At 35.5% G+C, this 18,908-nt stretch carries 17 protein-coding genes and 1 pseudogene; 6 read left to right on the top strand and 12 right to left on the bottom strand.

Annotated features, from left to right (window positions below; genetic code table 11):
• Positions 1 to 7 precede the first annotated feature (7 nt).
• The 3 genes from recR to dnaX form a co-directional block, all read right to left on the bottom strand.
• The gene (gene recR, locus LZD48_RS13100) at positions 8 to 604 is read right to left on the bottom strand and encodes a recombination mediator RecR (protein WP_235763177.1); all 597 of its coding nucleotides are present in this window, start codon (positions 602 to 604) and stop codon (positions 8 to 10) included.
• A gap of 182 nt (positions 605 to 786) precedes the next feature.
• On the bottom strand, positions 787 to 1,101 hold the full coding sequence (locus LZD48_RS13095) for a YbaB/EbfC family nucleoid-associated protein (RefSeq protein WP_235763176.1): 315 nt from the start codon (positions 1,099 to 1,101) through the stop codon (positions 787 to 789).
• Between the two features lie 47 nt (positions 1,102 to 1,148).
• Positions 1,149 to 2,846: a DNA polymerase III subunit gamma/tau gene (dnaX, locus tag LZD48_RS13090; RefSeq protein ID WP_235763175.1), complete on the bottom strand. Its 1,698-nt coding sequence runs from the start codon at positions 2,844 to 2,846 to the stop codon at positions 1,149 to 1,151.
• A gap of 253 nt (positions 2,847 to 3,099) precedes the next feature.
• Here dnaX and LZD48_RS18800 point away from each other — a divergent pair, with 253 nt between their 5' ends.
• From LZD48_RS18800 to LZD48_RS13080, 3 genes and pseudogenes are all read left to right on the top strand, one after another.
• On the top strand, positions 3,100 to 3,228 hold the full coding sequence (locus tag LZD48_RS18800) for a hypothetical protein (protein WP_255771038.1): 129 nt from the start codon (positions 3,100 to 3,102) through the stop codon (positions 3,226 to 3,228).
• Between the two features lie 554 nt (positions 3,229 to 3,782).
• Positions 3,783 to 3,980, top strand: a pseudogene (locus LZD48_RS13085) (HAD hydrolase-like protein); the annotation flags it as partial.
• Between the two features lie 65 nt (positions 3,981 to 4,045).
• Complete coding sequence (locus LZD48_RS13080; RefSeq protein ID WP_235763174.1) at positions 4,046 to 5,056, top strand: phosphotransferase family protein; 1,011 nt, start codon at positions 4,046 to 4,048, stop codon at positions 5,054 to 5,056.
• Between the two features lie 686 nt (positions 5,057 to 5,742).
• On the opposite strand, the gene LZD48_RS13075 is transcribed toward LZD48_RS13080, so the two are convergent.
• From LZD48_RS13075 to LZD48_RS13065, 3 genes are read right to left on the bottom strand one after another with little or no spacing between them, the layout of a single operon-like run.
• On the bottom strand, positions 5,743 to 8,367 hold the full coding sequence (locus tag LZD48_RS13075) for a YfhO family protein (protein WP_235763173.1): 2,625 nt from the start codon (positions 8,365 to 8,367) through the stop codon (positions 5,743 to 5,745).
• Positions 8,368 to 8,700: a GtrA family protein gene (locus tag LZD48_RS13070; protein WP_310739834.1), complete on the bottom strand. Its 333-nt coding sequence runs from the start codon at positions 8,698 to 8,700 to the stop codon at positions 8,368 to 8,370.
• Positions 8,701 to 8,756: 56 nt separating this feature from the next.
• A complete protein-coding gene (locus LZD48_RS13065; protein WP_310739833.1) occupies positions 8,757 to 9,779 on the bottom strand; it encodes a glycosyltransferase family 2 protein in 1,023 nt (340 codons plus the stop codon).
• Between the two features lie 640 nt (positions 9,780 to 10,419).
• Here LZD48_RS13065 and LZD48_RS19065 point away from each other — a divergent pair.
• Entirely contained in the window at positions 10,420 to 10,635 is a 216-nt protein-coding gene (locus LZD48_RS19065) for a glycerol-3-phosphate responsive antiterminator (protein WP_369010263.1), read from the top strand.
• Positions 10,580 to 11,413: a metallophosphoesterase family protein gene (locus tag LZD48_RS13060; protein ID WP_235763171.1), complete on the top strand. Its 834-nt coding sequence runs from the start codon at positions 10,580 to 10,582 to the stop codon at positions 11,411 to 11,413. The genes LZD48_RS19065 and LZD48_RS13060 overlap by 56 nt, the downstream gene beginning before the upstream one ends.
• A 319-nt stretch (positions 11,414 to 11,732) precedes the next feature.
• On the opposite strand, the gene LZD48_RS13055 is transcribed toward LZD48_RS13060, so the two are convergent.
• The 6 genes from LZD48_RS13055 to LZD48_RS13030 form a co-directional block, all read right to left on the bottom strand.
• Positions 11,733 to 12,377 carry a glycerophosphodiester phosphodiesterase gene (locus LZD48_RS13055; RefSeq protein ID WP_235763170.1) on the bottom strand — a complete coding sequence of 215 codons (645 nt, stop codon included), beginning with the start codon at positions 12,375 to 12,377 and terminating at the stop codon, positions 11,733 to 11,735.
• Positions 12,378 to 12,440: 63 nt separating this feature from the next.
• Positions 12,441 to 13,259: a carbohydrate ABC transporter permease gene (locus LZD48_RS13050; RefSeq protein ID WP_235763169.1), complete on the bottom strand. Its 819-nt coding sequence runs from the start codon at positions 13,257 to 13,259 to the stop codon at positions 12,441 to 12,443.
• Positions 13,260 to 13,281: 22 nt separating this feature from the next.
• A complete protein-coding gene (locus LZD48_RS13045) occupies positions 13,282 to 14,145 on the bottom strand; it encodes a carbohydrate ABC transporter permease (protein ID WP_235763168.1) in 864 nt (287 codons plus the stop codon).
• A 1-nt stretch (position 14,146) separates the two neighbouring features.
• Positions 14,147 to 15,193: an ABC transporter ATP-binding protein gene (locus LZD48_RS13040; protein WP_235763167.1), complete on the bottom strand. Its 1,047-nt coding sequence runs from the start codon at positions 15,191 to 15,193 to the stop codon at positions 14,147 to 14,149.
• 377 nt (positions 15,194 to 15,570) lie between these two features.
• The gene (locus LZD48_RS13035; protein ID WP_235763166.1) at positions 15,571 to 16,317 is read right to left on the bottom strand and encodes a glycerophosphodiester phosphodiesterase; all 747 of its coding nucleotides are present in this window, start codon (positions 16,315 to 16,317) and stop codon (positions 15,571 to 15,573) included.
• A gap of 121 nt (positions 16,318 to 16,438) precedes the next feature.
• Positions 16,439 to 17,764 (bottom strand): ABC transporter substrate-binding protein, encoded by a 1,326-nt coding sequence (locus tag LZD48_RS13030; RefSeq protein WP_235763165.1) that lies wholly within the window; start codon positions 17,762 to 17,764, stop codon positions 16,439 to 16,441.
• 655 nt (positions 17,765 to 18,419) lie between these two features.
• On the opposite strand from LZD48_RS13030, the gene LZD48_RS13025 reads away from it, so the two are divergent.
• The gene (locus LZD48_RS13025; RefSeq protein ID WP_235763164.1) at positions 18,420 to 18,821 is read left to right on the top strand and encodes a hypothetical protein; all 402 of its coding nucleotides are present in this window, start codon (positions 18,420 to 18,422) and stop codon (positions 18,819 to 18,821) included.
• Positions 18,822 to 18,908 lie beyond the last annotated feature (87 nt).

Raw genomic sequence — 18,908 nt, 5'->3', positions numbered from 1 at the left:
CCAAATCTTATAAATCTCTTCTTCCTTCTAATGCTCTTGATAGTGTCACTTCATCCGCATATTCCAAGTCTCCGCCTACCGGAAGTCCGTGGGCGATTCTCGTCGTACGAATGCCAGAAGGTTTCACTAATCGGGAAATATACATTGCAGTTGCTTCCCCTTCTATATTGGCATTGGTCGCCAGAATCAGTTCCTCAACCTCTTCATCTTTCAAGCGATTTATTAGATCAGGGACATTGATATCTTCTGGTCCAATTCCATCCATCGGCGAAATTGCACCATGAAGAACATGATATTTGCCATTGTATTCCTTCATTTTTTCCATCGCGATAACGTCTTTTGGATCTTCCACCACACAAATAATCGACCCATCCCGACTTGAATCCGAGCAGACAGCACAGATTTCTTTATCCGTGATATGACCGCAAATCGAGCAGTGGGTCAGTTCGCGTTTCGCATTCACTAATGCGTTCGCGAAGTTCAAGACATCATCGTCTTTCATATTCAACACATAAAAAGCCAGACGAACAGCAGTTTTCGGGCCAATTCCTGGCAGTTTCATAAAGCTGTCCATCAGCTTTGATATCGGTTCTGGGTAATACATTCATTATGCCTCCTAAACGATAAAGGCAAAAAGCACCTGTCCTTCATACAAAGGCGCAAGCGCCCGTTTAGCAACGTTCTTAAAGTTTACTAGCTGCTGGGCGCTTGGCCGAACATGTAAAAGCAAGTACTTCAAGCCGAGAGCGATTCATACGAGTGGAATTACCCGCAGGAACGCGTCCATTAAAACATGCCAGGCATATTTAAGCCTTTTGTAAATTGTCCCATCGTTGCTTCTGTTTTCTCATCGATTTGCTTCAGCACATCATTCGTTGCTGCGATGATTAAATCTTGCAGCATCTCGATATCATCTGGATCGACTACTTCTTCTTTAATTTCTACATCTGCAACTTCTTTCTTACCGTTTGCCGTTACAGTTACCATACCACCACCGGCAGAAGCTTCAAACGTCATCTCGTGTAATTCTTCTTGTGCTTTCATCATTTTCTTTTGCATTTTCTGCATTTGCTTCATCATATTATTCATATTTCCTCTCATGGAAATACCTCCTTATTATCATTTCTCATATTTTTAAAAAAAGAGTCTTACTCTTCTATTTCCAATAAATCATCACCGACAAGTTTTCTCGCTTCTTCAACGAGCGGATCACTTTGTTTTTCTTCATTCTCCTCATGCGCATCCTTTTCATGGTGGGAATTGAGGAATGCCTGCCTGACCTCGAGCCAATTTGCCTCAGGGATTGGAATAATTTGAAGCTGTCTCCCAGCAACACTAGCGAGGACGGATTCAACCAATTCCCGGTTATCGAGGAAGAGGTTACAGTGAATCTCATATTTAAATGCAACAACTAGTGCATCCGGTGAAGCTGCCACCGGCTTACTGTCCTGAATCGTTGCATGGGCCGGGGCATTCGTGCCTTTAAGCCTTTCTAAAAAGTTCGCCCAGTTTCCTTGTACTTGGCGTAACTCCTGCTTCTCCGCTGCCCTTAAAACAGCATAAATCTGCTCGGTTGGAACTTTAAAGCTGCTCTTTGAGCCACGGGATGGGGTGCGTCTTTGCTCCCGCTGTGGTGCTGGCTCGCTTGCAGCGACCGGCGGCTGCTCCTTCATGCGGGCAAGTTGCTTCTCAAGCTGTGCAAGCTTCTCCGTCAACCGAAGCACTTCATCACTTGCCACTGCAGCTTGGTTCCCTGCGGCCCCAGAGCCATTCGTAATCGTTAAAATCGCAATTTCAATATATACTTTCGGACTGTTGCTCCATTTGATTTCCTGCTGGCATGTGTTCAGACGGGTGATTGCTTCTTGAATCCAGTCAATCGGTGTCAGCTCAGCTAATTTCTGGAATGCCTCATCAACCCTGGCCCGTTCAAGCATACCTTCCAAGTCTGGATTACTCTTGTAAAGCAACAGGTCGCGCATGAAGTAGATGAGGTCATATACAAAGCGTCCAGGGTCTTTCCCTTCCTGGATGATCGTATCAAGCAGCTTGATTGCATGCTGCACATCTTTTTCAACCATTACATTTGTAATTTCCGTTAAAATCCCTTGGGAAACCCCACCTGTTACAGCGAGCACATCTTCTAAGGTGACCTCTTCACTGCTATAGGAAATAGCTTGGTCAAGAATACTTAACGCATCACGCATTCCACCTTCTGCCGTCCGAGCAATCGCATCCAGTGCTTCCTCGGTCACGTCCTGTTCATCCGTTTGAACAATTGTTTTCATCCGGTCGACAATAGCTTCATTGGATATTGGTTTAAAATCGAAACGTTGACATCGGGAAATAATCGTCAGTGGAATTTTATGTGGTTCGGTCGTCGCCAAAATAAACACGACATGCTGCGGCGGCTCTTCCAAGGTTTTTAAGAGCGCATTAAATGCATTCACAGAGATCATATGGACCTCATCAATAATATAAACCTTATAGGAAACGGCACTCGGTGCATATTTTACTTTATCACGGATTTCCCGGATATCATCGACACTCGTGTTCGATGCTGCATCAATCTCGATAATATCAGAGATCGATCCATCCTGAATCCCTAGACATGCATTACATTCATTGCATGGCTCTCCATCCGAATTATGTTCACAGTTGATGGTTTTTGCAAAAATCTTCGCTGCACTCGTTTTTCCTGTTCCACGAGGTCCGGTGAATAAATACGCATGGGAAAACTTCTGCTCACGGATAGCATTCTTCAGGGTACGTGTGATATGTGTTTGTCCAACGACGTCCTCAAAGACCTGAGGCCGCCAAACGCGATATAAAGCTTGATAGCTCATGATACAGATTCTCCTCTACATTCTATTTCTAATTATACCCGATATAGGGGGTGAATGTGAACTGATGAAGGATAACAACTTGAAAAACTTAAGGGAGTCTATTCATTTCCTCGCTTTTTCATTCAGAAGGTATTTCGTTGTTCCGGTATTTCGGGTAGACTGAAATTATCAAACATATGAAATCGATTAGATACAAGCGAAAGGAGCCTGTGAAATAGAAATCATCCTCATGTTTGCAGTAGGGGGTATTATCGTGATTATCGCTGTACTTGGCATCATAGGAGGATGGACTCAACGTATGAAAAAGCCGACAGATGAGTTACGGGAAAGGATTGCGGAATTGGAAAATAGAGTCCGTGCATTGGAGAATAAGGAACAATAAACGGAGGTGGTTCGGTGGATTCTTCTATTATAGCTGTATTAATTATCATCTTCATAGCCGTGATGGGAGTAAAGTACAGAAAGAAAAAAGATTAAGGACGGAAAATAGCTGCCGGTTCTTTTACTCAGTCTAAGGAGAAGGTCAAAACAGAATTTGTAAATTCAGTTCTAAGGAGCTAGCTTATAATAGAAAAGAATACAGAGCAACAGATTAATGAATTTCATAATACGTATTTAATGCTTCACCATCACCATATGTAGTTGAGTTGGTTCGTTCCCAACTACATATGGTGATGGAAAAGCCGACTTTGGTAATTATGAAATTCATTCAGATACTAGAAGAATTAAAAACCATCAATAAATCAATCCAAGAAATAAATAGCAAGATTGATGATTTAGATAGGAATGGTAAGCCCATTTCAATCCTTTGGGGCATGCTGAAGTCGTTTGTGATTGGCATTCTAATTGTTGGACCGGTTATTGCGATAGTAATTATATTAATCCAGATAATAGGAAACTGGACATTTAATTAATTTATGCGGGGAAGAGATAAACGTGATTAAAGCAGTAATTTTTGACTTGGATGGAACACTATTAAACAGGGATGAATCAGTAAGTCAATTCATAGATAAACAATACGAGCGTTTAAATAAGTCGTTGCGCCACATTCCAAAAGATAAATACATAAATCGATTCAAAGCACTCGATAATACGGGGTACACCTGGAAGGATAAAGTTTATCAACAATTGGTAACGAATCCACAATTACAACTTTCATCTTTAGAAATTTAAATGAAATAAATAATAGGTGAATGAACATGACTGCTAAAATAATCTTTGCATCACAAAAGCTTGGTACTATACATCCTACCCAGCTTCAAGCAATGCTTAATAAATTTAGTTTAGGCACTCTCCTTTCATCCAGAAAAACAGAACAAGGCGCAATGGGACAAACGATGCTCGTTTCCTCTACAAATGGGGATTTTATTTTGAAAGGAAATCCTCTTTATCCTGGGCAGTTGAAAGAGGAAAAGTTCTTTATTGAAAATATCGAGAAAAGGACAGATACGCCGGTTCCAATCCCTTATATCATTGATGAATCGGAGGAGATTTTTGGTTGGAGTTACGCCCTTATGCCATGCCTAACGGGAGAGCATATCGATTCTGAACTGCTGAAAAATACACTCACGAATGAAAATAAATTACAAATTGCTGAATCAATTGTAAGTACGTTGTCTGCTTTACACAAATGGAAAGTAGCTGACTTCGGTGAACTTAACACAGATACAATGGAAAGCATTCCTTTCAAGCCTAGCTATACCGACTGGCTTTTCGAGCGGATAATGTTTTGGCTGGAAGATGCGAATAAGTATTCAACAATCACTCCTGAAGATATGGAGTGGGCTCGAACATTGCTAAATGAATCTAGAGAATCCTTTCATCGACTGGATTCACCAACTTTTGTAATGGGAGATTTTAAGCCAGGAAACTTCCTTGTAAATAAAGAGAAAAACGGCTGGGGCATTAGTGGCGTCTTTGATTTTACGAATTCTTATTTTGCAGACCCCGTTTTGGATTTAATTAAAATGGTGACCTATTACCTCAATCATGATGAATTGGAGATTGCCAGGCACATGCTAAACAAATATTTTGAAGGATGGACAGATAAAGGTTTCATAAAGAGTCGTTTAATAGTTCATATGCTGCATCAGAGAGTTTTGGATTGGGGCAATGGAAAGGCAACGAAAACGGCTACTTGGGATGATTCTTTAGCCTTTTCTGAATGGGCAGCAACTTATACGGAATTAATAGCTAGTCTTGTAGATTAAGATGATATAGATAAAAGGAGAACAGTCTATGGCTGTAACGAATAACAATCTAAAAATCACTGTCAGAACAGGAAAACTAGAAGATGGGATTTGTCGAAGAAGGAAGGAAAATAAAAGAAATTAAATGAAATGAAATGGAATATGCGGATGATATTCTTATGTTTAAATTGGTTTAAGACTTTTTAATGGAATGCATAACCGATTAAATGAAATTGTTGCATAGAAAGGTGATTACACATGAATAACTTTTTATACGCTATATATGCTGTGATATTAGCAGCACTATCAATATTTACTGGAGAAATCGTCACATTTGTTATGCTCGGGTTTATTTTGATAAGTTTGCAAAATATCCATTCGACTTTAAAAGATATACTGAAAGCAAAATCAGAGGATTAACTTTAGGGAGTACATAACGCTATCTAAAAGTCAAGAAACATAGATATTAGGCAAGCGTTTTATATCAATAAGTAATAAAATAGCACAACAAGTGAATTAAAATATTTGTTGTGCCTCTTCTACTCTTTATAGCTTTATATACATAATCTATTCGGTAAAATTCAAATGTTATCTCCTTTTCTAGTCTTCTCAATTGCTGCAAGTATCTTCTCCAACTGCTCGTCTTATTCAATTAAATTTTATTTCCTTTTATATTTTGTTTTTGTTAGCTAGAAATTAAGTAAATATCAAGTTTCTTTATTAGAATCACTTACTCTACGCTTCCGCTTTCTCACTAGATACCAAAACAAAGAAACACCAATTATAGATAATAAACAACTAATTCCAAAGTACGGTGGCAGGTAAACCATTTTTATATCATTCATTCCCTCTTCTAAAGGAATTCCAATAAAAGCATAGTTTACCTTTTCCATTGGAACATACTTCCCATTTATTTGTAAATGCCAGCCTTTTTCGTATGGAATAGGTGTGACAATTAATTCATCTTTTTCCTCGCTCACGACATCGCCTTCTACCCGACCATTGTTCCATTTGATGGATAGGCGCTCATCAGCGTATTCGATATAGGCATTTTTTAAATACTGATAGTCCTCATGAAAAATATGGAAGTCTTCGAGCTGGTATGTTCCTTTTGGCAGCTTGATTTGAATTTTGTCACTTGCGGTTACACGTAGCGTCAAGTCGTTGTAGCCAGTTCTGTAAATCGAATCCGCTTCTTTCCTAATGGTTTGAAACTCATTTACTTTTAACACGTATTTATCGTTATTCTTAATCCCTTCCAAATAGAATGAAAGATAAAGATCTCCAGCTTCTACTGAATCGGTCAGCGTGATTTCAACACCACCGTTTTCTTCTTTTACTTCTAATGCTTTATCATCATAATTTGCATTGATTAACTTGATATTATAATCCGTAATTTCTTTTGAATCTGGTAATTTATCAGTTGATTTTTGCTTGTCAACAATTGCCCCTTTAAGCATGGCATGTTCTTTTGTCAGAATCGGCTGATTTATAAATTCCTCCTCTGAAAATAAAGTATTAGTTTTTCGAAAATTAGGAAGTAACCATTCATTTTCATAAACATGGTAGTTTTCACTTTCTAGAATCTTATTAAATCCATAAGGAACTTTTTCAATCGCTTTATCCCGCATATAAAACTGTCCATTTAATATACTTAATAAATTCGTTCGATCTCCCATCCCATCATATCTGCTAACACTTTCTTCTTCCATACTAATCTGTAATCGATCATAGTAAAAAAATAATAGGTTCTGATTCAAAATACTAGAGTAAATACTAAATCCATCATAATCTTGCACAATAGGAGTGTTATTTCTTGTTGGAACCATCCAATCAATGCGAAAGTTCTCTATATCTGTCCTCTGTTCCAAATTCTCAAGTATATTACGCTGCTCTTTAGAATTATAATGTCCGGATTGCATGACAGCCTCACTTGCCAATACTTTATCCTTTGGCGGAATCATCAGTCTAGCGGATTGGAATGTATTAGCGATAAGCATCATGAATAGCGTTACACTAACAAAAAATATCCTTTTTTGTTTAGTAGACGAAAACCTTTTCATCCCCAATAAAATGATTACCATCATAAAAGATAGAATTGGAATAACAAATCGGATCGGACGATCAAATTCAAAATCATCCCACCAAACGATTCCGATTGACACGAATAGATAGAGGCCGACTCCAATACTAATATGTCGTAACTTTATTTGTTTTATATAGTGGAATGTGAACGCAGTTATCCCTCCATATGCAAGTCCTACGATATGTTCCCAGCGGTTTTGTGGTGCAGAAAATCCGTTAAACATACTGCCTACAGCAGGAATGAAGTGTAGTATTGTTCCAATTATGGAAGTGATTGCAAAGAATCGGAAGATGGGATGCTTATAAAATTTCCGAATACAAACAAGAATGATAATAAAAATAGGCAGAAACATTACCCGACTATTAAACAGGATATTATCCGTTAGTGTAAACAATGGGATTGAGTCGGAAAATTCCGGTCGATAATTATCCAAATACCCCATAACAGCTGGGATAAAAGCAAAGGAACTAATCAAAAATCCAATAATACCTAAGGATATATAGCGAATAAGCTGCTTTGACACTTTCTCTTCATCATTAAAAAATCGGATAGGAAAACGCAGTAAGATATAAAACAATGCCAAAATAAAATTTATGTAAGAAAAATAAAAATTGGTAATCAAATTACAAACAACCGCAATTACAAATAGCTTTCCCGACTTTTTCTGAATGATTTTTTCTATTCCGATTAACAGAAGAATAAACCAAACAAAAGCATCACTGAAAAAATCCCAATACATGGTATGGCGAAAATAGAGTACATTTACCGCGTACACAACTGCACCTAAAAAAGAGGCTAAAAATCCAAATTTTATTTGTCTGAAGTAGTATATAGTAACAATTAAAGCAATAGTTATTTTAAAAATGCTCATTGGTAAAATAGCGTTTGCCCAAAAGGTAATATCAGGATGTTCGATTACCCCTAGTATTTCTAAAAGAAATATGATTACAACATAGAATAGAAAGAATAAATTGGTAGAATAATAATAGCCTAGTTGGGAGTAGATGCCCCCACCAAGGCCAAAGGAGTCGGAATAAAAGAAATTCCCACTCGTATATGCATCATAAATAAACTTCTTAAATGGAATCATCTGACTTAAGCCATCATTAAAGCCAGCCATGAGGATGCCGTCACTCTTTTGATAGATAAAATAGAGATGACTTAAGATTGCAATGATGAGAGATCCAACGATTACTAGAAGCCAAATTTTCTTGGTTGAAAGTTGATTCTTTTTGTAATCACCCATTTAGTTTAAAACTCTCCTTGTTATAACAAAAGTAATCGGCACTGTGAGAATAATTGCAATGAATGGAGCGATAACACTGGAAATCCCAATAAATTCTACAAATACAGCCAAGAAAATGGCCTGAACAATCATATTGACCACCTGTGTCAACGGGAACATAAAGAAAGATTTCCAAGATGGCTTGGTTTTATAAGTGAAGTAAACGTTCAAAAAGTAGGAAATAACCATACTAATGAGTGTCGCGACCCAATGACTTATAAAATAATGAATATTAGCTAACTCAAGAAAAAATAGATATAGAATATAATAATTTATGGTATTGCAGATTCCCACTAACGCAAAACGGAGAAATTCCTTTTGCGTGTGCAGCTTTTCCAAAATTCTAATCACTAAAACCCAACCTTCTCTTTTTTCTCAGTTCTGGTTGTTCCCTGTGGGTATATTTTACTTGGGTAAGGATACGCGGTGACCTCCGTTTTGAGTTCTGTTGCATTACTTTCATTCACAATATAATGCGGACGCTTCTTTGTTTCATTATAAATCCGTCCAATGTACTCACCGATAATACCAATTGAAAGCAATTGCACACCACCAAGAAATAGAACAGAAGATATAATCGTGAAATAGCCGGGTACATTGATTCCATTTATTATAATAGAGATAAACATATACAACACATAAATAAAAGATAAAAATAAACTTACCGTACCTAAGTAAAAACAAAGACGTAATGGTTTGGTATTGAAAGACAGAATCCCGTCAAGAGCATAGGTAATTAGGGAAGAGAAAGACCATTTGCTTTTGCCGCTTTCTCTTTGTACATTTTGATAGGTAATTGTTTTTTGTGATAAACCAATCCATGAGTAAAGTCCTTTGGAAAATCGGTTTCCTTCACTTAATTGCAACAACGCATCCACTGCTTTTCTACTAAGTAAGCGAAAGTCCCCTTCCCCATCATTTAAATTCACATCGCTCACTTTATTCATTAAGCGATAAAAAGTGCTCGTCATAAATTTATGGAATCTTGTTTCCCCTCTTCGGTCTCTTTTAGTAATGACTTGGTGATATCCCGCCTCATAGCCCCGAACTAACTCTGGGATGAGAGAAGGTGGATGCTGCAAATCCGTATCCATAAGGATTACAGCCTCCCCTTTCGCATGCTGTAATCCGGCATATATGGCAGCCTCTTTACCGAAGTTACGGGAAAAAGAAATATATTTAACGTGATTAGAAAAACGAGCTAGATTCTTAACTTTTTCAAGCGTATTGTCTTTGCTTCCATCGTCAATAAAAAGAAACTCCACAAGATAAGGCAATTGTTTGGTTATCTTCATTAATTCATCATAGAGATAATCTATATTTTCGCTTTCATTGTATGCAGGTAATAATAATGTAATTAGACCTTTCATAATCTACTTCACTCCATTGTATACGAATGCTTTAATGATAGACCGTTGCGCGAAAGAGAAGACCAACAGAATAATATAACATGTGGTGCATTCCCAACTGTAATATCTCCCTTGTTTTAATCGTCGTATTGGTTAGGTAGAATACCTTTTTATTCAGGCTCTTCGTTCGAGAACTTTCATCCCCGATTGCAAGCCATACAAAAAACCCTTTATAGGCACTATAAAGTAAACCAAACCATGTTGGTTGGGATTTTCATAATGTCTATGAAAGGATTCTTTCAACTTTTCTCCACTCCGAATTTTTGCTTACCTAATCTTCCTTATAAATTTCATTATAGAGCAGGAGTATGAAGTGAGTATAAATCTAATGTTAGATTATTGTAAATTAACTTGAGTTTAATAAATGAATGTTATACTTTACATACGTTATAGTTGAAAAGGGGGTTGATAAGTAATGACAACTATTTAACCGACCTTAAGAAAGAACCAAATACTCGCGGGCATGTACACCTAATAATTTAGAAATCGCACACGATACAAAGGTAAGTGGAATTATTTTAATGGATAGGAAACTAAACTTTTTTCAGAGAATGTCCCGGCACTAAAAGAGTGTCCAAAACCGTTATTTGTCCATGCCGACCTTATTAGAGGCTTTTCTCACGATAGAGAATCGGTGCATTTTATTGCAAAGCATATTAAATCCGCTGGAATCGTCTCTACGAAGGACTCGATAATTCGTCTAACAAGGAAAGAGGGCATCCTCTTTATTATGCGAGTTTGTTTAATCGATAGGAGGAAATATTTTGAGAATTGCAGTGTTTGGAGATCTACATTACCCGGAGTTGCCTTTTCAAGATAAACAAATGGAGCAAATACGTAATCAATTTTACGAGCAATTCTTCCAAAGGCTCTTTCAAATCGAAGCAGATTACTATGTTTCAATAGGGGATTTAACAAATTATGGAACAAATAGGGAACTAGAAGATGTATACCATTTCATTCGTAAATATGATAAACATTTTATTCATGTCTTGGGAAATCATGATGTGTATGGGAATAGAAAAGAGGATGTCTTAACGATTACTGGACAAACACGTTATCAAGCTATTTCCACTAATCATGCCACACTGGCTTTTCTTGATACAACTAGGGATCAGGATTTGGAGAATTGGGGAGGAACCCTTGAAACCAATCAATTAACTTGGTTAGAAAATGTGGTGAAAGATTCTGGTTTACTTCCCCTTCTTATATTTGGTCATCATCCAGTTCACCAAACGACCAAAAACTCAGAAAGACCCTATCTATCCATTGATGCTGAAATTCCAATTCAGGAAGTTTTACAAAAGAAAACAGGAACAGGAATATATATTAATGGGCATAACCACTCTAATTCTATTATAGAAAAGGATCAATGGACGTTTGTACAGCTCGCTGCTGTCCTAGACCAGCAAGCAGTTAGGGTTTTTGATATTAATGATTCAGAAATTAATATTAACACAATTAATCTATCCACCGAAGATATGAAACAGCAAGCCCAAATAATTGGGGGTAACATCACCGGTTTTTCTTTAGCACCTCAACAACTTGGAACAGCAAAAGATTTATCTCGTTCTATTATACTCAAACAACAGGTTTAAGTAGTTATAAAAAGTATAAAAGCTTACCTCCTAATCAGCACTTGGTTAGAGGTAAGCTTTTTATCGATAAAATAATAATCGTTCCCAGTCCTACGATTATTGTCGATGCCTAACGATTGATAAATCAATCTCTGCTATCTTTTTGATCCACCGTTGCTAAGACAGTTCCCGTGTGTTTATCCTATATACAGCAACACTCCCACCACCCTTGACCTTATTTGTGTTCGTGGTAGTGGATATTGATAGCGGATAGCGAAAGGATCTCCATCCGCATTGGAATTTTTTAATACAAGATACCAAGTATTATCGTTACAACGAATTAGTCTTCGTTTGAATGGAGGTAATCCAAAGCTATATTTGTTGTGATATTGTAACACCCACGATTCAATAAATCTTTGATTAGCAATGAATCATCAACAGTCCAAACACACAATTTTAATTTCATTTCATTAAGCAAGTGGAGCAATTCATCAAATACTGCAGTATATGGTAATTGTATTTTACGAATCCCTTTAGAATAAAGATCCTGTAGAAGATCACGTAATTCTGAAATATCCATAGAACTCAACTTACTAATATCTATTAGATTTTCCAAGTTAAAGAATAACTGATTTCTATCAGCAGGATTAATATCAGATATGTTGATTTTCCCAGATATAACAATCTGATCGAAAACGCCAAATTCCTTCGCTTTATTTATAGCATACAAAGGGATAGAATCTTGTTTGCAGTCTACATTTAAGATTATTTTGGTATAATTACTATCTATTAATAATTGATAAACATCTATAAGTGATAATGCTTCGGAATAATCATCTAAGGGATCATGACTAAGATAAACCTCTGATTTAGATGACATTTGACAATCAATCTCAAGTGCATCAACATTAGAATCTAACATTGACTGAATAAATTCATAACTGTTTGGTTTGTATCCGTCGCTTCCCGCATGTGCTGTAATCACTGTATTACTTCCTTTCATTTAATATTTGAATCGACATTTACGCCTGTGAATACTTTCAAAATTTTATCGTCCACCTGAATAAGTAAATGCTTTAATTATATGTCTTTGAGCAAACAAATAGATAATAAGAATCGGAATAACAAGCAGTACATTACTCGCCATCATCGTATGATAATTTGTTCCATCTTCCGCATTAATCATCGCTACAATACCTACAGGTAAGGTGCGGGCGTCGTTATTCGTAGTCAATACTAATGGCCAAAAGTATTCATTCCAAGTTCCAATAAATGTTAATAACCCCAATGTAACAAGGGTAGGTATTGCCATAGGCAACATGACTTTTCTTATAACTGTGAATTCAGTCGCATTATCTAGTTTGGCTGCTTCAATAATCTCATTAGGAATACTACGAAATGTTTGACGTAACATAAAAATACCAAATGCACTTATCGCAAATGGCAAAATTAAAGTTGGCAACGTATTAATAATCTCCCATTCAGCGAACATAACAAAAATTGTTAGGAATGTTAACTGTCCCGGAACCATCATACTAACCATAACTAATCCGAACATAACCTTTTCTCCCACAAATCTATAACGGGCAAAAGCATATGCTGCTGTTATCGTAGTTATAAATTGAAGTATGATAGTGGTGAGAGTTACAATAAGTGAGTTTGTTAAAAAGTTCCAAAATGGCATAGATTGTATTGCATCTACATAGTTTAACCATTGCCAGTCCTCAGGAAATAATGTTGGAGGAAATTGCAATGTTTCCCCCAACGTTTTTAGTGACGAAGAAAACATCCAAAGAAAAGGAAAAAAGAACACTATAAATATAAATAAGCTTAAAATTAAATGGGAACTTTTTTTTACTATTTTCATTATTTACCTTCCTATTCTTATGCTATTGATATTGGACACGTTTAGATTGTGTTTTAAAGTATATTATTGTCAAAATAGCCAAAATTACTAATAATACTACTCCCATTGCAGATGCATAGCCAACATTGAAGAATAAAGTCCCCTCTTCATAAATTTCATAAACAATTGTTCTTGTTGAGTTTAAAGGGCCGCCTCGTGTCAATATCTGTACAGTTTCAAATATCTTAAAGGAATTGATTATGTTTATAATTGTTATGAAAAATAAAGTTGGTGATATCATTGGCAGTGTAATTTTCCTGAAAAATTGAAATGAGCCGGAATTATCTAATATCGCAGCCTCATATATATATTTTGGAATTCTTTGTAAAGCAGATATGAAAATTAAAACATTGAACCCTACCGATTTCCAAACTGATATAAGTATGATAGAATTCATTGCCAAACCCGGACTCCCAAGCCAGTCTTGTGATGTAATACCGAAAAATGAAATGACATAATTCAGTAATCCATAGTCTTTGTTCATAATCCAGGACCATAGTAGGGATACAGATGCCAGAGAGACGACATAAGGGAAAAAGGAGATTGATTGTAAAAATCTGTTGAATCTAGTATTCTTTTGCAAAAATACTGCTAACAATAAACCCAAACCTGTACATAAAAGAACATTCCAAAATACAAAATAGAATGTGTTACCTAGTGATTGTAAAAACACTTTATCTGAAGCTAGTTTTATAAAATTATCGAATCCAATAAATTGCATATCATTTATCATGTTCCATTGATGGAAACTTTGATATAACATCCTTAAAATTGGGTATACATTAAAAAGAATGATTACAATCATCGTTGGTAAAACCAAAAAGTAGGGAAATAGTTTTCTTTTCATTTTAAATATGCACCCTCTTCCCTTCCTCATCAAAGTAAAATAATTTTTGTTCAGGAAGGTACAGTGTTATTTCATTTTCGTCCGACATATCTTCCTTTTGAAATGTTTTAAAATATACTTTTCCAAAGCCGCTTTCACAATTATATATAATTTCTGAACCTAAATATTCACGAGTGATAATCTTCACCTTTATGATCAAATCATTTTTGTTCATTTTTTCAGATGTACTATTTAGAATAACTTCTGCTGCAGATGGTCTAAATCCTACATATTTGGCTTCAGGAATGGGGGGATTATAGTCAGGTATTTCATTTATTTCATACGTATTCATAGATGGTGATCCAATAAATTCTGCAGTAAATAAGTTAGCCGGATCTTCATATAACTTTTCAGGAGTATCATGTTGTTGAATTGCTCCATCATTCATTAAAATAATATTAGTTGCCATTGACATTGCTTCCGTTTGGTCGTGAGTAACATATACAAATGTCGTATTCATTTTTTGATGCAATTCACTTAATTCAATGCGCATCTGTGCTCTTAGTTTTGCATCTAGGTTTGATAGTGGTTCATCCATAATAAACACCTTTGGCTTTTTGACCATGGCTCTAGCTAAGGCAACTCTTTGGCGCTGACCACCTGATAATTCACCAGGCTTTTTTTGAAGAAAATCTTCTAAGCCAACTATTTCTGCAATTTCTGTAACAAGTTTGTCACGTTCTTCTTTTTTGACTTTGTTATTAATTAATCCAAACTCTATATTTTCTCTTACGTTCATTGTTGGGTAAAGTGCATAGTTCTGAAAAACCATTGCTATATCTCTATCACCAGGTTCTACTTTTTCCATCGATTTATCATCAATATATACTTCTCCACTAGTAGGTTCTTCAAGGCCAACAATTAGTCTCAGAGTAGTTGTTTTCCCGCACCCACTTGGTCCAATCAATACGGTAAAACTACCATCTGGAATTTTTAAGTTTAAATCTTCTATTACATTCTTTTTATTGTCATAAGACTTTGTGATATTTTTCAATTCTATTGATCCCATAATATCCTTATATCCTCCATCTATATACTTTGATTATCTTCAAAATACTCCTGACACCTCAGAATTACTCAAACTTTCTTTTTGGAAATCTTTAGCTTCAGAATAAAACGTAGCGACTGTGATGATTTCAAGACCTTTGCTATTCATCATTTCTTAGCTCTTGTGGAATACTTTTCACGATTTCAATAATTTCGTTTGTGAACTGTTATTATTAAGTTCGTATTGATCTGGTAAGATAAGCTGTGTATTTCTTTTCTCGCAACTTGATTCCTTCCCGTAAATCCGTGAACATACCGGTGAGAATGTTGAGTACAGAACATCTCCGGTGCTTTACGATCTGTGTGACATGTGTAAATATCTTGTTTAGGATAATGTTCCTATCTTTTATTTCTATATTCAATTGTGTTTTCTAACTCGTCAGAAGCAAATATATTGACGCCTAGGTCTACTGCAATATTTATATCTTCTGTAGTATCAATCGGTACTAATGTCATTTGTAAGTCTTGATTTTTAGCAAAAGATACCTCTTCTTCAGTAACATCGTTTTTAAATAAACCTACACAATTTAACAAATCATAGTAATTATCTTCATTCTCCGGTTTGTTCTTCATCTTAGAAAACAAAAAGCCCTGGGTAAACATTTTCTTATTATGCGCTGCAACGATAACAGGATAGTCAAAACTAGTTAGTAGTGTTCGACTAAGTAGACTCCTCTCTTTTAACATGAGATAAACTTCCTCTAGTAAATCTACACTATCTTTTTGTTCTTTTATTTCAACGAAATGGTATAAGCTGTCGTAGTTCTTAGTCAAATTGAGGTATTCTTCAAAAGTAGGTATCGTTTCATTTGATTCCGTATTATCAGGGTTTAATAATTTATATTCCCGTAACTCTTCAAGAGTTAAATCTTCTACTCTCCCACTACCATTTGTCATTCGATCAATTGATTCATCATGGAAAATTACAATTTTTTGATCTTTTGTGTAATGAAGATCCATTTCTATAGCATCCACATTTAAATCTAGTGCCTTTTGAAATGCTAGCAAAGAATTTTCCGGGAACTTTGACATATATCCTCTATGTGCACAAACATAAATCGTATGATTGTTTTTTAATATTTCCATTTTTCATCACATCTTTTCAATAATAATGTTAGATAATGTTTAATTTTTTAAGATAATGGGTAATAGTATTGTAGTCTTAACAACTACAAGACTATTAAGGAATCAAATTCAAAAGAATTTATTAACGATTTTCTTCTAAAACTGCATTGGCTTCATCTTCGTATGATTCCAATGTCGGCATAATTTCAACATCTGTTGTAAGTAGTTCAGTAATCATATTAGAGACAAGGGCAACAACTTCAGCATATCCTGGTGCATTAGGTTCAATACCAGCATGGTCTAATTGGTCTAAAGCAGTTTGATATTGTGGATTTTCTTCATTAATCGCAACAACATCTGGATGTTCTCCTAAACTTTGACGTGTAGGTAAATATCCTGTGTTAACATGTGATTTTGCAGCTTGGTCAGGTGCTGTTAACCAATTCATAAATACAGCTGAAGCTTCTTTTTCTTCTTCAGATTGTCCAGCTACCATTACAATGTTTGCTCCTCCTGTAGGAACATTACGGATATCATCTTTAGTTGGAATAAAAGCTGTGCCGATTTCAAAACCAGCGTCTTCTGCTATTGTTAAAGTATTAGCTAAACTACCAGTTGAAGCGAGCCAAATACCTAATCCCTGGTTTGCAATAGCAGTTGTTTGATCATCACCACTTTGATAGAAATCAAAGTTTTCTTCTTCCATATTTTCACGAAGGAATTCGAATAGTTCTACTGTAGATTCAGATGCAAATATTGCTTCGGTCATATCTTCATTCATTATTCCACCACCACTTTGGCGCATCAAAGCATCAAAATGCCACTGGTCTGGTATGAAGCCCATACCTGTATAGCCATTTTCATTTAAAATTTCAGATGCTGCCTTAACATCATCAAATGTCTCTAAGTTTTCATCAATTCCGAGTTCTTCAAATAATGTTTTGTTGTAATACATTAGAGGAGTACTTCTTAAATAAGGTAATCCATATTGAACATCGTCATAATAACTATTTAATAATAATCCTGGATAGAAATCATCCAAAGATTCATTGCTAATAAAATCACCAATCGGTTCTAACATGTCATTTTTAGCAAATTGGAGTACCCCAAGTGAGTTAATAACTGAAATGTTCGGTACTTCACCGGCCACAAATCCACTTTGTAATTTCGAATAAATATCATTATAGTCGCCCTGGAACTCCGCATTTACATGAATACCTTCATCGGCGCCTACTGTTTCGTTAAATTCTTCAGTCAAAGATTCGTTACTTTCACCAACTGCATCACCAAAAGCATACCAAAAAGTAATTTCTGTAACTTCTCCATTTTCCTGCTGAGTTTCAGAGTCATTTTCTGAGTCGCTCGCTTGAGTAGTTTCATCTGATGATGAACCACATGCTACTAATATCATTGAAATACTAATTATGAAAAGTGATAATAGTATTCCTTTCATTGACTTTCTATTCATTATTTTTCCTCCTAGTTTTAGATAAATAATTACATTTAAAAACTATATTATTTAATAGATTTTTATAAAACTCATACCACCTTTCAAAGTAAATTGTCGACTGTAATTTTACTAAAAAACATCTAACGAAAGATTGATATCTTTCATACAGTTTTTATATTATCATTTTTTTCTTCAAAAAAAGGCGGGTTAATGTAATCTTTACAATTCTTTACCCTAAGAAAACAATCCTGAATTATACCTGTATTCAGGTTTTTAAGTATATTATAATTATCTCAAATGTGTTTTTAAGACAGTTGAGGGGGTTCCATTTCCTTTAGTTGTTTCAAAGGAATATAAGAACTAAACTATGAGAGGTTTACTTGTATTTCACCAGAATAATGCTTAAATACTCCTTTTCTGAATAGGAGTAAGGGATAGTAAAACGACACCGCAAATACGAATCATTTGAAAATCGTCTTTTAATTTACGAACCTGTCGAATATTGGAGTCATTGTCTTTAAAGTTATATTTAATTTGTATTTCTAATGGAAAATCAATGTTTTCAATCATATCTAAGATATATTGACTACCATCAACTGAAACAATCAAATCCCCAAGTTATATGTTACTCTAAAGGGTAGGGAGAGGAATAACGGGAAGGGATGTTGATAGATTGAAGTTTGTGAGGTTAAATATTATTAGTATCTTATACGCTCTAATTCTATTTGTTCCAGTTGAATTTATGTTGAATGTGACAAATATTAGCAATTTAACTGGGGAACAGACGAGATTAGTGAACATCATGGCGACCATTACATTTCTAGTTATTGTCCTAGGTGCCGGACTGACCTTATTATTTCCAACTAAAAAATGGTTCGGACAGGACAAGATGAAGTCCTGGGCAGCACTCCTTTGGATACCGTATTTTGCTTTATTTGTTTTTATCTTTACCCAAGCATTTCCTGCCATTGCCGCTCCGATACCAACTAACCAAACTATCTTATGGGTTTTAGCAGGAACTTTAATTTTCTATCCATTTTATATTTTAATCATTAACCACTTCAGTACAAGATAGAAAAGGAATAAGATGAGAGAGAAAGCTTCTTACTTTAGGGCATCGTACATACTTTAACCCTTGTTCTGCTATTGTGATACAAGGGTG

It is taken from the genome of Oceanobacillus alkalisoli, from assembly GCF_021556485.1.
Classification (GTDB): domain Bacteria; phylum Bacillota; class Bacilli; order Bacillales; family Amphibacillaceae; genus Oceanobacillus; species Oceanobacillus alkalisoli.
The sequence above is the reverse complement of the archived record's forward strand: the minus strand, read 5'-3'. Positions and strand labels throughout refer to the sequence as shown.